The organism is Cryobacterium sp. M96, assembly GCF_002929845.1.
Lineage (GTDB): Bacteria > Actinomycetota > Actinomycetes > Actinomycetales > Microbacteriaceae > Cryobacterium > Cryobacterium sandaracinum.
The window spans coordinates 72,205-88,022 of record NZ_PJJS01000053.1 but is presented as its reverse complement, the minus strand read 5'-3'; the positions used below and the strand labels follow the sequence as shown (position 1 = coordinate 88,022).

At 67.0% G+C, this 15,818-nt stretch carries 10 protein-coding genes and 1 pseudogene; 7 read left to right on the top strand and 4 right to left on the bottom strand.

Annotated features, from left to right (window positions below; translation table 11 throughout):
• Positions 1-354: 354 nt before the first annotated feature.
• Positions 355-1,497 (top strand): glutathione-independent formaldehyde dehydrogenase, encoded by a 1,143-nt coding sequence (locus tag CXY79_RS13380; protein WP_104102415.1) that lies wholly within the window; start codon positions 355-357, stop codon positions 1,495-1,497.
• 78 nt (positions 1,498-1,575) lie between these two features.
• On the opposite strand, the pseudogene CXY79_RS16775 reads toward CXY79_RS13380, so the two are convergent.
• Both CXY79_RS16775 and CXY79_RS13370 read right to left on the bottom strand, forming a co-directional pair.
• A pseudogene (locus tag CXY79_RS16775) lies at positions 1,576-1,665 on the bottom strand (GMC oxidoreductase); the annotation flags it as partial.
• A gap of 72 nt (positions 1,666-1,737) precedes the next feature.
• Positions 1,738-1,968, bottom strand: coding sequence for a hypothetical protein (locus tag CXY79_RS13370; protein WP_104102413.1), 231 nt, complete (start codon positions 1,966-1,968; stop codon positions 1,738-1,740).
• Between the two features lie 176 nt (positions 1,969-2,144).
• On the opposite strand from CXY79_RS13370, the gene CXY79_RS13365 reads away from it, so the two are divergent.
• The 6 genes from CXY79_RS13365 to CXY79_RS13340 all read left to right on the top strand — a co-directional run bounded on the left by CXY79_RS13365 (position 2,145) and on the right by CXY79_RS13340 (position 13,399).
• Complete coding sequence (locus CXY79_RS13365; RefSeq protein ID WP_104102410.1) at positions 2,145-4,670, top strand: ATP-dependent Clp protease ATP-binding subunit; 2,526 nt, start codon at positions 2,145-2,147, stop codon at positions 4,668-4,670.
• A 230-nt stretch (positions 4,671-4,900) separates the two neighbouring features.
• Positions 4,901-5,407, top strand: coding sequence for an amino-acid N-acetyltransferase (locus tag CXY79_RS13360; protein ID WP_104102407.1), 507 nt, complete (start codon positions 4,901-4,903; stop codon positions 5,405-5,407).
• 204 nt (positions 5,408-5,611) lie between these two features.
• Positions 5,612-10,360: an ExeM/NucH family extracellular endonuclease gene (locus CXY79_RS13355; RefSeq protein ID WP_104102404.1), complete on the top strand. Its 4,749-nt coding sequence runs from the start codon at positions 5,612-5,614 to the stop codon at positions 10,358-10,360.
• Between the two features lie 139 nt (positions 10,361-10,499).
• Positions 10,500-11,132 (top strand): hypothetical protein, encoded by a 633-nt coding sequence (locus CXY79_RS13350; RefSeq protein ID WP_104102402.1) that lies wholly within the window; start codon positions 10,500-10,502, stop codon positions 11,130-11,132.
• Between the two features lie 89 nt (positions 11,133-11,221).
• Positions 11,222-11,647, top strand: coding sequence for a dehydrogenase (locus CXY79_RS13345; protein WP_233191481.1), 426 nt, complete (start codon positions 11,222-11,224; stop codon positions 11,645-11,647).
• A 156-nt stretch (positions 11,648-11,803) separates the two neighbouring features.
• A complete protein-coding gene (locus CXY79_RS13340) occupies positions 11,804-13,399 on the top strand; it encodes a GGDEF domain-containing protein (RefSeq protein WP_104102396.1) in 1,596 nt (531 codons plus the stop codon).
• Between the two features lie 121 nt (positions 13,400-13,520).
• Here CXY79_RS13340 and radA read toward each other — a convergent pair whose 3' ends face one another.
• Positions 13,521-14,885 (bottom strand): DNA repair protein RadA, encoded by a 1,365-nt coding sequence (gene radA, locus CXY79_RS13335; RefSeq protein ID WP_104102393.1) that lies wholly within the window; start codon positions 14,883-14,885, stop codon positions 13,521-13,523.
• A gap of 9 nt (positions 14,886-14,894) precedes the next feature.
• Positions 14,895-15,806, bottom strand: coding sequence for an SGNH/GDSL hydrolase family protein (locus CXY79_RS13330; protein ID WP_233191480.1), 912 nt, complete (start codon positions 15,804-15,806; stop codon positions 14,895-14,897).
• Between the last annotated feature and the right edge of the window lie 12 nt (positions 15,807-15,818).

The following is a 15,818-nucleotide window of genomic DNA, read 5'->3' as shown; positions in this document are numbered from 1 at the left end:
GGCACAATAGCGCTTGACCGACGATTTCACATACGTTCTGACGCGGTGGTCGCTGAACGCCCGATAGCCGAACGGCTAGCGGCCGTTCCGTCGTAAGAGAGAATGCCTCGGTACCCACCTCGGTGCCCACCTCGTGGTGTCGACGAGGCACCCCTGGCGCTGGCAGGGGGCAACGCGCAACCCGAATTCGGTCGCATCCTCGCAGTGGCGGGTCATGTGCGATCGTGATAGATCTGGGACATGCACATTTTCCGCGCAGCCTGAGACTCTGCCCGGACATTCACCGTAAATGCACCTCCGAAAGTGAGGGCGGATCTTCCGTCTTTCATGGTCAAAATTTAGGGAGTGAAAGAAATGAAAGCAGTCGTTTATAAAGGCCCCAACGCGGTCAACGTTGAAGACGTTCCGGATGCCAAGATCGAACGCCCCACTGACGTTCTTGTTCGCATCACAGCGACAAATATTTGCGGTTCCGATTTGCACATGTACGAGGGACGCACCGATTTCGAGGTCGGGCGCACCTTTGGTCACGAGAACATGGGTGAGGTCATCGAGATCGGGAACGGCGTCGACGCCGTCAAGGTCGGCGATCGGGTCGTGCTGCCATTCAATATTTCCTGCGGGTTTTGCAAGAATTGCGAACGCGGTTTCACGAACTACTGCATGACCACTCAACCAAACCCGGTCGGCGCGGGCGCCGCCTACGGCTTCGCTGGCATGGGTCCGTATCCCGGCGGGCAGGCCCAAATGCTGCGTGTGCCCTACGGCGATAACAACTGCTTGCGCCTGGGTGAAGACGCGGTAGAAAAGCAAAACGATTACGTGATGCTGTCGGACATTTTCCCTACCGGTTACCACGCTACCGAGATGGCCGGAGTGATCCCCGGTGACACGGTCGTGATTTACGGTGCGGGTCCAGTCGGACTGATGGCCGCCCTGTCCGCCACGATCAAGGGCGCGAGTAAAGTCTGGGTCGTGGATCGACGCCCTGACCGGCTGGCCCTCGCCGAGCAGATCGGTGCGATCGCCATTGATGACTCGAAGACGGACCCGGTTGAGTTCGTTTTGGACCAGACCAAGGGTATCGGCGCGGACCGGGGATGTGAATGCGTGGGTTATCAGGCCCACGACCCCCAGGGCACCGAAGATCCCGCCATGACTCTGAATCGGCTGATCCAGTCCGTGCGCATCACCGGGGGAATCGGCGTTGTCGGAGTCTTCCTTCCGGCAGATCCCGGCGGCTTCGACGATAACGCCAAGCAGGGCAAACTTGCCATTGATTATGGCCTGCAGTGGCTTAAGGGTCAAAGCATAGGCAGCGGACAATGCCCGGTGAAGAAGTACAATCGGCAGTTGCGCGACCTGATCGCCGCGGGCAAAGCCAAGCCATCCTGGATCGTTTCCCACGAGATCCCCCTCAGCAAAGCCGCGGATGCCTATAAGAACTTTGGCGAACGCACCAACGGTTGGACCAAAGTCATCCTCAAGCCGGAGTAGGCCAACCGATCCTTCGTTGGGTATCCGCGCGTGCGCCGCCGCACGGCTACCCGGGATGAGGGCAGCAGCGCGTTCCGCGATGGCGACGACGGCGGCATCCGTGTTGCCGGACATTGCCGAGGGCATAATCGAGGCGTCTGCGACACGCAGTCCGACGATTCCGTGCACCCGTAATTCCGGGGGGCAGCGGCCCGACCGTCATCAGACCGTCGGTGCCCCGGATCACGGCCCTCCGTCGTCTCACCGCGCCGATCGTGCTTCCATGCTCGGCAACATGGTGCTGATTTGCTCGGCGGTGGACCGGCCGCGGTCATCGACCACGCGACCATCGGCCAGGAGGATGATGCGGTCGGCACAGCTGGCGGCCTGCAGCGCGGCGATGACCTGCGTCTGGCTGAGCCGCAGCGCCTCTTCCCAGGCGGTTGCGATCGGATCCGAGGTCACCACCTGTTCGGCCGACGAGGCCGCCACGTGCGGTCGAGATCGCCCGCCACACCTTCCGAAATCGGCCGAAGGTGACGAGGTCGGAGCCGGTGCGCGACGACATCCGTCACGCCTGCGGCGAACAGAGGCACTCATTTCAGGGTTCGCTCGTTACTCTCGATGTATCGGCGCCACAACTGCCCTGGCGCCAAGGGAGCGATCACATGTTTGAGAGATTTACCGACCGAGCTCGACGCGTCGTTGTTTTGGCCCAGGAAGAGGCCAAAATGCTCAACCACAACTACATCGGTACTGAGCACATCCTGCTCGGCCTGATCCACGAAGGCGAGGGAGTTGCGGCCAAAGCCCTCGAGAGCCTGGGTATTTCCCTCGACGCCGTGCGTGAGCAGGTGCAGGACATCATCGGTCAGGGCCAGCAGCAGCCGACGGGGCACATCCCGTTCACGCCGCGCGCCAAGAAGGTTCTCGAACTGAGCCTGCGCGAAGCACTGCAGCTCGGCCACAACTACATCGGCACCGAGCACATTCTGCTCGGCCTCATCCGCGAGGGTGAAGGCGTTGCCGCCCAGGTGCTCGTCAAGCTCGGCGCCGACCTCAACCGGGTGCGCCAGCAGGTCATCCAGCTCCTCTCTGGTTACCAGGGCAAGGAGCAGGTGCAGGTCGGCGCGAACGAGCAGGCGAGCGGTCCGGCGGGCAGCCAGATTCTCGACCAGTTCGGGCGCAACCTCACGCAGGCCGCCCGCGACAACAAACTCGACCCGGTCATCGGGCGCGAGAAGGAGATCGAGCGGGTCATGCAGATCCTGTCCCGCCGGTCCAAGAACAACCCGGTTCTGATCGGTGAGCCCGGAGTCGGCAAGACCGCCGTCGTCGAGGGTCTCGCCCAGGCCATCGTCAAGGGCGATGTACCCGAGACGCTGAAAGACAAACAGCTCTACTCGCTCGACCTCGGCTCGCTCATCGCCGGAAGCCGCTATCGCGGTGACTTCGAGGAGCGGCTGAAGAAGGTCACCAAGGAGATCCGCACCCGCGGCGACATCATCATCTTCATCGACGAGATCCACACCCTCGTCGGTGCCGGTGCCGCTGAGGGCGCCATCGACGCGGCCAGCATCCTGAAGCCTCTCCTCGCCCGAGGCGAGCTGCAGACCATCGGTGCCACCACGATCGACGAGTACCGCAAGCACTTCGAGAAGGATGCCGCGCTCGAGCGACGCTTCCAGCCGATCCAGGTGGCCGAGCCGTCTCTGCCCCACACCATCAATATCCTCAAGGGGCTGCGCGACCGGTACGAGGCGCACCACAAGGTCTCGATCACCGACGGCGCTCTCGTGGCCGCGGCGAACCTGGCCGACCGCTACGTCTCCGACCGGTTCCTGCCGGACAAGGCCATCGACCTGATCGACGAGGCCGGCGCCCGCCTGCGCCTGTCGATCCTGTCCAGCCCGCCCGAGCTGCGCGAATTCGACGAGAAGATCGCCGTGGTGCGCGCCGCCAAGGAGACCGCCATCGAGGAGCAGGACTTCGAGAAGGCCGCCGGCCTGCGCGACGAGGAGAAGAACCTCCTCGGCGAGCGTTTGCGCCTCGAGAAGAAGTGGAAGTCGGGCGATGTCAAGACGACCGCCGTCGTCGACGAGGGCCTGATCGCCGAGGTTCTGGCCCAGGCCACCGGCATCCCCGTCTTCAAACTCACCGAGGAGGAGTCCTCGCGGCTCGTCTTCATGGAGAAGGCGCTGCACCAGCGCGTCATCGGTCAGGAAGAGGCCATCTCGGCGCTCGCCAAAACCATCCGTCGCACCCGTGCCGGACTGAAGGACCCGAAGCGCCCGAGCGGTTCGTTCATCTTCGCGGGCCCCACCGGCGTCGGAAAGACCGAGCTGGCCAAGGCGCTCGCCGAGTTCCTCTTCGACGACGAGGCCGCCATGATCTCCCTCGACATGAGTGAGTACGGCGAGAAGCACACCGTGTCCCGACTGTTCGGCGCCCCTCCCGGGTTCGTCGGCTTCGAAGAGGGCGGCCAGCTCACCGAGAAGGTGCGCCGCAAGCCGTTCTCCGTGGTGCTGTTCGACGAGATCGAGAAGGCCCACCCTGACATCTTCAACTCGCTCCTGCAGATTCTTGAAGAGGGCCGATTGACGGATGGCCAGGGTCGCGTCGTCGACTTCAAGAACACCGTGATCATCATGACCACGAACCTCGGCACCAAGGACATCAGCGGCGCGCCCGTCGGTTTCCAACTCGAGGGTGACACGTCCACCGGTTACGACCGGATGAGCGGCAAGGTGAAAGAGGAGCTGAAGAAGCACTTCAAGCCCGAGTTCCTCAACCGCGTGGACGAGATCATCGTCTTCCCGCAGCTGACCAAGCCGGAACTGCTCCAGATCGTGGACCTGTTCATCAAGCGCTTGAGCGAGCGCCTGCTCGACCGCGACATGACCGTGGACCTGACCCTCGCCGTGAAGGAGCACTTGATCGAGGTCGGCTTCGACCCCGCACTCGGTGCCCGTCCGTTGCGCCGTGCGATCCAGCGCGAGGTGGAGGACCGCCTGTCGGAAAAGATCCTGCAGGGCGAGCTCAACGCCGGCGACCACGTGCACGTGGATTACGTGGGTGGGGAGTACATCTTCACCACGACGGTGCGCGCCTCCGCCGTAGCCGTCGGCGTCAACACCACGGCCGCAATCGGCACGGGGCCGGGCTCACCCGACCTCGCGGTGACCAGCGAGTAGCGGTAACCCGTTGGACAGGGCCCGGCGGAAACATCCGCCGGGCCCTGTCTCGTGCTCGCCCGGCCCCGACTCCCTGACGAATTCGGCGGAGATTTTGCTCCTGCGGGCCTGTTTCGGGCTCAAAACGGGCAGGTTCGGCAAAATCTCCGTCGAATTCGCTCCCCCCACAGCTGCCTAGACTGAGCTGGTTGGTTCGCGTGAGTGAACCGAGAGAGATCGGTGGACAGCGAATGCAGGAGTTTTTGGTGCGCCGGGCACGCACCACCGATGTGCCCCGAATCCAGGCGCTCGTGGCGCCGCTGGTGCAGGAGCGCATTCTGCTCGGCAAGGAAAGCGTCGTCTTCTATGAGGCGGTGCAGGAATTCCGGGTGGTCGAGGATGCCGACGGCACTCTGATCGGCTGCGGCGCCCTGCACGTGATGTGGGAGGACCTGGGCGAGGTGCGCACCCTCGCCGTGACCGCCGACCGGCTCGGCCACGGCGTCGGCCACGCGCTGATGGACCGGCTCGAAGCGGATGCTCGCGAGCTCGGGCTCAGCCGCCTCTTCTGCCTGACCTTCGAGGTGCCATTTTTCGCCCGGCACGGCTTCACCGACATGGGCTCCGAAACGGTCGACCCGCAAGTGTACGCCGAGCTCGTGCGCTCGCACGATGAGGGTGTCGCCGAGTTCCTCGATCTGGCCCGGGTCAAGCCGAACACGCTCGGCAACACCCGGATGGTCAAGCGGCTCGACTGACCGTCTGAAAGCTGACCGCAGTGGGCAGAAGACAGCGAGAGACAACCCGTTCAGGTGCCGCTCAGGTGAGGGTAGTTCTGGAGATTTCTGCTCATCCGAGCGAAACGCTCAAATTCACTGATTGTTACTTCGCAGGTAGCGCACTGGCAACACCGCGTCCGTAGCATGGCGATCACTGTCGATCGTTAATAGCTGAGGAAAACTATGTCGCCTGCACCGAACAGCCGTCTGAAACTGGCTTTTTCTGCTCTACTCGGAGTGGGGCTGGTCGCCAGCCCCCTGGTGGCCCTGCCCGCCTTCGCCGACGTCGGCGGCACCGGGGTCGTGATCAACGAGGCCTACCTGAACGGCGGCAGCACGGGAGCGACCTACCTCAACAAGTTCGTCGAGCTCTACAACCCCACGGACGCTGCCGTCTCCCTCGACGGCACCTCGCTGCAGTATCGGTCGGCCACAGGCGCGGCGAACCCGTCCGGCACGCTTGCACTGAGCGGCTCGATCCCCGCCAAGGGGTACTACCTGGTGCAGGGAACGGCCAACTCGACCAGCGGCGCGGCGCTGCCCACCCCCAACGCCACCCTCGGCTTCTCTTTCGGCGGCGGAGGCGGAACCCTCTTCCTCGCCAGCCAGGCCACGCAGCTGACGGCCCCGGCCACGGGATCCCTCCTCAATGCCCCGGGCGTCATCGACCTACTCGGCTACGGCACGTCGCTCACGTTCGAGACCACGGTGGCGTCCGCCGCATCCGTCACCACCGCGCTCACCCGCGCCACGGGCCTCGACACTGACGTCAACTCGGCCGACTTCATCGTCGCGGCTCCCACCCCGACGAACGCCGCAGGCGAGGCCGCGGCGACCCCGGTCGACCCGACCGCGACGCCCACCCCGACGCCCACCCCGACGCCCACCGCGACGACTCCGCCCGTGCCTGCCGCCGCCCTTGCGATCAACGAGATCCAGGGCTCCACGGATGCCGGCGCCCAGACCGGTAAGGTCGTCACGACGACCGGCGTCGTCACCGCCACATATCCCACGGGCGGTTTCAAAGGCTTTTACCTGCAGACCCCCGGCACCGGCGGCGCGGTCGACCTGACCACGCACACCGCGTCCGACGGCCTCTTCGTCTACACGAACGCACTGGCCGCCCCGGTCACGGCAGGCGACTACGTCTCCGTCACCGGCACCGCGAGCGAGTTCTTCGGCCTCACCCAGATCACGATCACCGCGCTCAGCGACGTGACCGCGTTGGACAAGGCCGGGATCGTCGGCCCGGTGCCGGCCACGGTCGGCCTCCCGTCAACGGATGCCGCACGTGAGTCTCTCGAGGGCATGCTCGTCTCCCCGCAGGGCGACTTCACCGTCACCAACAACTACGCGACCAACCAGTACGGCGAGATCGGCCTCGCGGCCGGAACCACCCCGCTCGTCGGCCCGACCGTCACCGCCCGCCCGGGAACGGACGCGTACACCGCGGCCGTCGCCGGCAATAAGGCGCGCGCGGTCACCCTCGACGACGGCGCCACCACCAACTTCTTGTCCAGCATCAACAAGGACAAGCCCGTCCCCTACCTTTCGACGACCAGCCCGGTGCGCATCGGCGCGGCCGTCACGTTCGCGACGCCGGTCATCCTCGACTTCCGCAACAGTGCCTGGAAGTTCCAGCCGACCACCGAACTGGTGCCTGCGACCGCCGCAGCCGTGCAGCCCGCAACCTTCGCCGACACCCGCACCGCGGCACCTCGATCGGTGGGCGGCGACATCCGTCTGGCCACCTTCAACGTGCTCAACTACTTCGCCACCACCGGGGACTCGATCACCGGCTGCAGCTACTACACCGACCGGGCCGGCACACCGATCACGGTCAACAGCGGATGCGACGCCCGCGGCGCGGCCACCCAGGTCAGTTTCGAGCGCCAGCAGGCAAAGATCGTCTCGGCGATCAACGCCCTCGACGCCCACGTCATCACGCTGGAAGAGATCGAGAACTCGGCCCGCTTCGGCAAGGACCGCGACTTCGCCCTCGCCAACCTCGTCACCGCCCTGAACACCGACGCGGGCAGCCCGGTTTGGGCGTTCGTACCCTCACCGGCCGCCCTCCCGGCCAGCGAAGATGTCATCCGCACCGCATTCATCTACAAGACCGCCGCGGTCGAAACCGTCGGCGGATCGACCATCTTCGACGACGCCGCGTTCGTGAACGCCCGCCAGCCGCTCGCCCAGGCGTTCCAGTTGGTCGGCGACGCCGGCAGCAGCTTCCTCGCGATCGTCAACCACTTCAAGTCGAAGGGTTCTGGAACCGGCGCCGACGCCAACACCGGCGACGGCCAGGGAGCCTCGAATCTGTCCCGCGTGAACCAGGCGACCGCGCTCGTCAAGTTCGCCGACACGCTGAAGACCAGTACCGGCATCGCGCGCGTCTTCCTCACCGGTGACTTCAACGCCTACGACCAGGAAGACCCGATCAAGGTCATCACCGACGCGGGCTACCTCAGCCAGGAGGCCAAGAGCGGCGAGTACACCTACGTCTTCGGTGGCACCGTCGGCTCGCTCGACCACGTGTTCGCGTCACCCGAGGCAAATGCCGCGGTCACCGATGTGGACGTCTGGAACATCAACTCGGTCGAGTCCGTTGCGCTCGAGTACAGCCGCTACAACAACAACGTCACCGACTTCTACGTGGCCGACGCGTTCCGCTCGTCGGACCACGACCCGGCGATCGTCGGCTTGGACCTCGCCAGCCCCACCGACGTCGACATCAACCTGCTCAACATCAACGACTTCCACGGGCGCATCGACGGCAATACGGTGAAGTTCGCCGGAACGATCGAGCAGCTCCGCGCGGAATACGGAGACGCGTCCACTTTGTTCCTCTCCGACGGTGACAACATCGGCGCCTCCCTGTTCGCCTCGGCGTCGCAGGGCGACAGGCCCACCATAGACGTGCTGAACGCGCTCGGCCTCAAGACCTCGGCCGTGGGCAACCACGAGTTCGACCAGGGCTTCGCCGACCTCACCGGGCGCGTCGCCGACGCCGCCGACTTCGACTACCTCGGCGCGAACGTCTACCTGCTCGGAACGACGACCCCGGCGATGCAGGAATATGCGATCTTCGACGTCGACGGCGTCTCGGTCGGTGTGATCGGCGCCGTCACCAAGGAGACCCCGGCGCTGGTGTCGCCGAACGGGATCGCCAGCCTGAGCTTCGGTGACCCGGTAGCCGCGGTCAACCGGGTCTCGGCCCAGCTCACCGACGGTGACCCGGCCAACGGCGAAGCCGACGTGCTGATCGCCGAGTACCACGAGGGTGCCAGCGCCGGAACGCCGGACAACGCGACCCTCGAGCAGGAACTCGCCCTCACCGACAGTGCGTTCGCAGTGATCGTCACGCAGACCTCAGCCGAAGTCGACGCGATCTTCACCGGCCACACGCACAAGCAATACGCGTGGAACGCACAGTTGCCCGGTGCGCCCGCCGGCATCACCCGCCCGGTGCTTCAGACCGGCAACTACGGTGAGAACATCGGCCAGGTCGTGCTGAACTACGACATTGCCTCCGGTGACACCACGACCGTGAAGAACCAGAACGTCAAGCGCTCGGTCACCGCCGACGCCACCCTGGTCGCCGCCTACCCGCGGGTCGCCTTGGTGAAGACAATCACGGATGCCGCGCTCGCCCAGGCGGCCGTCATCGGCAACCAGCCGATCGGCTCCGTCACCGCCGACATCACCCGCGCCTGCCTCGGTGGCACCGCACCGTGCGCGGAGAACCGGGCCGCACCATCGGCGATGGGCACCTTGGTGGCCAACTCGCTGCGCGAATCGCTGGCTGACCCGCTCAAGGGCGGCGCCGAAATCGGCGTGGTCAACCCCGGCGGCATGCGCGCCGAGCTGCTACTCGCACCGGACGGCGTCGTCACCTACGCCGAGGCCAACGCGGTGCTGCCGTTCCTGAACAACCTGTGGACGACCAGCCTCACCGGGGCCCAGTTCAAGACGGTTCTGGAGCAGCAGTGGCAGCGTGACGCGGCCGGCAACATCCCGAGCCGTCCGTACCTGCAGCTGGGCCTCTCCGACAACGTCAACTACACGTTCGACGCGAGCCGGACCGAGGGTGACCGCATTACGGGCATCTGGATCAACGGCTCGGCAATCGACCCGGCGCGCTCCTACCGGGTCGGCTCGTTCAACTTCTTGCTCACCGGAGGCGACAACTTTCGGGAGTTCAAGAACGGAACGGGCACGCGCGACTCCGGTCTCGTCGACCGGGACGCGTGGATCTCCTACATCACGGCCAAGAGCCCGCTGACGCCGTCGTTCGCCACCCGCCAGGCCAGTGTCACGGGTGTCCCGACCGTGGCGGTCGAGCGCGGCGCCTCGGTCACGTTCACCGTGGGCAACCTGAACCTGAGCTCGCTCGGCGCGCCGAAGAACACGGCAATGTCGTTGGTCTGGGCCGGCAGCAGTGCCGGACTGGGAACGGCAGCCGTTGACGCAACGGGTGCGGCGACGGTCACCGTCTCGGTGCCGCAGGATGCCGCGGCGAACAGCGTGCTCGAACTCACCACCACGGAGTCAGGCACGATCGTGCGGGTGCCGATCACGGTCGTTGTGCCGGTTCCGCCGACGACTGAACCGGTCGCCGCCAGCCCGAAGGCGCTGACCAAGGCACTCAAGAACGCGATCGTCACGGACGCGGCCACGTATGCCGCGGGTGCCCCGGTCACGGTCGACGTCGGAGTGGCGCGTGCCGGTGAGTTCGTCTCCGTATCGCTGCAGTCCAAGCCAGTGGAGAACCTGGGCGGCTGGCTGCTGGTGAACGCGCAGGGTGAGGTCAGAACGACCCTGCCGGCCGACACCCGTGCGGGCAAGTACAAGCTGGTCGTTCAGGACGAGAACGATAACGTGCTCGGCTGGACCGAGATCAGGGTCGACAAGGCGCCGCGCGGCCGGTAGTACCGCCCGGAGCAAACCGGACCGGCGCGGAACCGAGCCTCTCGAGGTCGGCCGCGCCGGTTCGGCGTTTCCCGCCCGACACGCGCACGACACGCACAGCATTGCCGGCGGCGTCGGTATACCTCGCTAGCCTTGGGTAATGTCGACGATCAAACATCCGGTCGGCCCCCAGTCCAGCAAGGTGTACTGGCGCCGTCGTCTCGTGGTGGGCCTCGGCCTGCTCATCGTGCTCGCCCTCCTCATCCTGGTCATCTCGTCCATCGTGCGCCCGGCCGCCGGCGCCGGTGTGCCCGACAGCACTCCGGCGCCCGCGGCCGAGGCGGCCGGAGCGGAGGTCTCCGCCTCCGACCCGGCGGCCGACCCGGCCGCGTGCGACCCCGCATCCGTGCAGATCGAAGCGACCACCGACGCGGTCAGCTACGAACCGGGGGCGCAGCCGATGCTCTCGCTCAGCGTCACCAACATCGGCGACGTGCCGTGCGTGCTGAACGCGGGTACGGCGACGCAGGTGTTCACGGTGTCGAGCGGCACGGATGTCTACTGGACGTCGACCGACTGCCAGCAGGAGCCAGGCGACGCCGACGTCAGCCTGCAGCCGGGTGAACCCGTGAGTTCCGGCGAAGCGATCGCCTGGGATCGCACCCGTTCGAACCCGGACACCTGCGGCGAAGCCAGCCGCGATGCCGCGCCGGCCGGCGGAGCGGCCTACAACCTGACCGTGAGCGTCGACGGCATCGAGTCGGTGAACCCGAAGCAGTTCTTCCTCTCCTGATACCGGCCCGGCCGCCGTTCGCTCGTGGCGTGCCCCCCAAGGGTCGGATTCGGCGTGTCACTACCGCGCCAACTGGTTGAATGGAAGCCGTGACTGACGCTACTCCACCGACGCATTCCCCTGCCCTCGCTGCCGCTCTGGCCGCCCAGGATGTGGTCGCTGTGGCCTATGCCCTGCGCAACGACGTGATGATCGTGCCGCAGCTGGTCGTCAACGGGCAGGCGGAACAGGTGCGGGTCTTCGGCCGTGAAGGCACCGACCGCCGGATGCTGCTGCTCTTCTCCTCCGCCGAGAACTACGCCCGCATGGTTCCCGACGAGATCGATCCGCAGATCATGGTCGGTGACGCACAGTGGCTTCGCGAATTCCTCACCGTGCACCAGCAGGTGCTCGAGATGGTGTTCTTCGACGTCGCCGGTCCCCATGTCATGCAGGCCGCACCGGCGGACCTGATGCGCGCCCTCGGCCCGCTGCCCGGCGAGGAAGAAACCGGCACGAGCGAACCCGGCCGGTAGCGCCCGATTGACCCCCTCAGGCTGGGGGTCCCCAGACCCCCGGCCGCGGAGTCGGCCCGCGCTAGGCTGGCGCTAGACAGTGTTCGGCCCGCTCCCGAAGCGGAATCCGACGGACTTTTCACGGTCAGCATTCAGCCTGTCAGGGAGCAGGTCAATGTGGTGGAGACCGAACAGGGTCTGACCGATGCCCGCCTCGCGGGCGTCGAGCGACAGTACTGGATCGACCGCAATGTCGCCCTCCGGGACGCCGAGGCCTGGCTAGCCGAGTTCGGCGACGGGGAGCACGGAGCGACTGCGCGACGGCTGCAGGTTGTCGTCGCGGCTGTGCGCATCCGTCGCGGCGACCCGAGTCAGAGCGCCGTTGACGTGCAACAGATCCTGAGCTGGGCGGAGCAGCACGGCGAGCTCGCCCTGCAGTCGCGCTGTCACGACGTGCTCGGTTCCGTGTTCGAGATGGTGGGCGACCGCGCCCTGGCCCTGGAACACGCCGTCGCCGCGAACGACCTGCTCGAGGAGTCGGAGGTTCCACTCATGCGTGCAGCCGCCCGCAAGTGCCTGGCCGACGCGCTCGGCTCGGCCGGGTCCCTCGACGAGGCGCGCCGCCGCTACGACGATGCCCTCCGCCTCGTGATCGATGACCCCGAGACCATCATCCGCTACAACATCCTGAACAATCTCGCCTACACCGAATACCTGGCCCACAACCAGGTCGAGGCCCTCGCGGCCGTGGAACAGCTGATCGGCCTGTCCGAGGTGGGCGACCGACAGATCGGCATGTACGCCCTCGACACGGTCGCGCGCGTCTACCTGACGGCGGGGCGGCTGGACGAGGCGGAAGCGAAGCTGCTGCCGGCTATGGACCCGGCCGTGGGCAACCTGCATCCCGACGGGTCCGCAGTGGCCCTGGTCACGCTGGCCGAGATCTATCGCACGCAGGGCAATCTGGCCCGAGCGCAGACCGTCATCGACCGGTGCCGCGAGCTGTCCCAGCGGTTCGGGCTCACCCGCTGGTCGACGGAAGCGGCAAGGGAGCAGGCCGAGATCCATGCGGCCAACGGCGATTTTCGCGCCGCGTTCGAGGCGTACCGGCACTTCCACGAACAGTCCGAGGCGCTCGGTGCGAGCGAGAACGAGTCGCGCGGGCGCATCCTCGAGGCCATGTTCCAGACCGCGGAGTCCCGCCGAGAGAGCGAGCGGTACCGAGAGCTGGCTGAGCGCGATCCGCTCACCGGGCTGCACAACCGCCGGTTCGTCGACGAACATCTCAGCGCCGCGCTGATGCGCCTGCGCGAGGGTGGGCCGAGCGTGGCCATCGCCATGGTCGACCTCGATCACTTCAAGCGCATCAACGACACGCTGTCGCATGAGGTCGGCGACACTGTGCTCCGCGAGGTGGGCAGCATCCTGATCGCCGCTGCGGCATCCGCGGCCGACGGCATCGCCGCACGCCTGGGCGGCGAGGAATTCCTGCTGATCATGCCGGGGATTGACGCCACCGAGGCGCACCGGCGTTTCGAGGCGGTCTGCCGCTCGATCGCTGATCACGACTGGTCGCCGATCACCGGCGCCCTGCCGGTGACCGCGAGTCTCGGGATTGCCCTGGCGCCTGCCGACGGCCAGCAGAGCTCGGACCTGCTGCGCGCCGCCGATGTGCGTCTGTACGTGGCCAAACGCGACGGTCGCAATCGGGTCGTTCACGCCGCCATCGTCTCCACGTCGACCCCGGAGGCGGAACTGCTCGAGGCCCGATGATCACGGTGGGTCGGGCTTCCCGCTGGTCGAGCGCCCGGTGGTTGAGCTTGTCGATACCCCGGTGACCCGAACCTGCCGCTCGCCCGGGACATCCGTGGCGGCCCGCGCCGGATGCTCCCTGCTAGAACGCGCGGTCGAGCTCGGCGTCCCGTGCGGACTGGCCGGTCGCGATCGCCGCGGCGACCGCGGTGCCGATCGCGCCGGCCTCGGCATCGAGTCGGATGGTGAAGCCGAGCCGGGCGGCCTCGGCTGCGCGCAGCTTGGCCGCTGACACCGGTCGCACCTCGCCGGCGAGGCTGATCTCGCCGAACGCCACGGCCCCTTGAGCGATCGGCTTGTCCTTGAACGCGGACGCGATGGCGAGGGCGATGGCGAGGTCGGCGGCCGGTTCGGTGAGACGGATGCCGCCTACGGTCGACACGTAGACATCCATGCTGCCCAGCCCCGACAGGCTCGCCCGGCGCTCGAGCACCGCGAGGAGCATCGCCACCCGTGAGGAGTCCACCCCGTTGGTGACGCGGCGGGGGTTCGGGGCCTGGGTCTTGATCACCAGAGCCTGCACTTCGACCGGCATCGCCCGGCGGCCCTCGAGTGCCACCGTGACGCAGGTGCCGGACACGGGGGTGGAGCCGCGGCTGAGGAACAGCGCGCTCGGGTCGGGCACCTCGGCGATGCCGTCGCCGGTCATCTCGAAGCAGCCCACCTCGTCGGTCGAGCCGAACCGGTTCTTGAGCGCCCGCACGAAGCGCAGCGCGCTCTGCCGGTCGCCCTCGAACTGGCACACTACGTCGACAAGGTGTTCGAGCAGGCGGGGGCCGGCGATCGAGCCGTCTTTGGTGACGTGCCCGACGAGCAGGATGGGCAGGTTGCGGTCTTTGGCCACCCGGATCAGCGTGGAGGCCACCTCCCGCACCTGGCTGGGCATGCCCGCGAGGCCGTCGGAGAGCGAGCTGGCCACCGTCTGCACCGAGTCGACGATGACGAGGTTGGGTTGAATGGCGTCGATCTGGCCGAGGATGGTGGCCAGGTCGGTCTCGGCGGCGATGTACAGCTCGGGTTGCAGCGCCCCGGTGCGCTCGGCGCGCAACCGCACCTGGCTGACCGATTCCTCGGCGCTGACGTAGAGCACGCGGGACTTGGCGGCCGCTGCCTTGGAGGCCACCTCGAGCAGCAGTGTCGACTTGCCGACGCCGGGCTCGCCGCTGAGCAGGATGACCGAGCCAGGCACGATGCCGCCACCCAGCACCCGGTCGAACTCGGCGATGCCGGTAGGCCAGTGCGAGACGGCCGTGGTGTCGACGTGAGTGATCGGGCGGGCGACGCCCGCGCCGGTGACGCTGGCCGGCTTGAGCGCGCGGGCCAGGCTCGCCTTCTCGGTGGTGTCCACCACGGTGCCCCACTGCTGGCATTCGCCGCAGCGGCCTGCCCACTTCAGGGTGGTCCAGCCACACTCGGTGCAACGGAAGGAGGAAACGGGTCTGGCCATTCTGCGAGCCTAGCTCGGGCCGCTGACACCACCCGATTCCGAAGTGTTCGCCACCGGAGTCGACGCGGGTTCCGGCGTGGGGGAGGGCAGGCCGGCCGGCACGGCCGAGGGCAGGCCGGCAGGCGCGTTGGGGGCATTCGGCCCGGCCAGGTCGGCAGGCCGGATGCCCCGCACCAGATGAGCGCTCAGCGCCGGAACGAACGCCTCGGCCCAGGCCCGGTAGCCGCGGTTATTGGGGTGGAACAGGTCGCCCGCGACGTGCGTGGCGACGCTGCGCAGCCCGAGCCGCTTCGTCGTGGCGTGGAGCGGCACCACGCGTAGCTGGTACTCCGCGGCCACCTGGCGGATGATGCGGTTGGCGACGGCGACCATCCGTTCGTTGCGGGGCAGGTGGAAGCAGGGCAGGTCGGCGACCAGGGCGTGCGGGGGCAGCGCCGCGCAGACCTGCCGGATGCCGGCCTCGAAGACGGCGGCGTCCCAGAGGGCGATGTCGTTGGCGCCGATCGCGACCGTGACGATGTCCGGGGTGAGCTTCGCGAACGTGGGCAGCTGGTCGCGCACAGCCATTTCGACGGTGGCGCCCGACACGCTCAGGTTCACCACGCGCACCGAGCGGCCGGTGGAGAGACGGATGTGGTCGGTCAGGATTCCGACATAGCCGCGGTGCGGGGAACTCGCCCCGATCCCCTGCGCGGCACTGTCTCCGATGACGGCGTAGATCAGCTCGCCCTTGTCTTTCGCGCGGGCGCGCCACCAGAGAGAGTGCACCGGCAGGGTCTCATTGAGAATCACCGAGCTCTCGGCGATGCGACGCTGGAAGCCCCGGTAATTGACCACGGCGGCGGCGCCGAGGCCGGCCGCTGTGGCCAGGGTTCCGGCAGTGAGGGCAAGGGAACGGAGCCTGTGGTTCACGGTGATCACCCGGTGAGAATA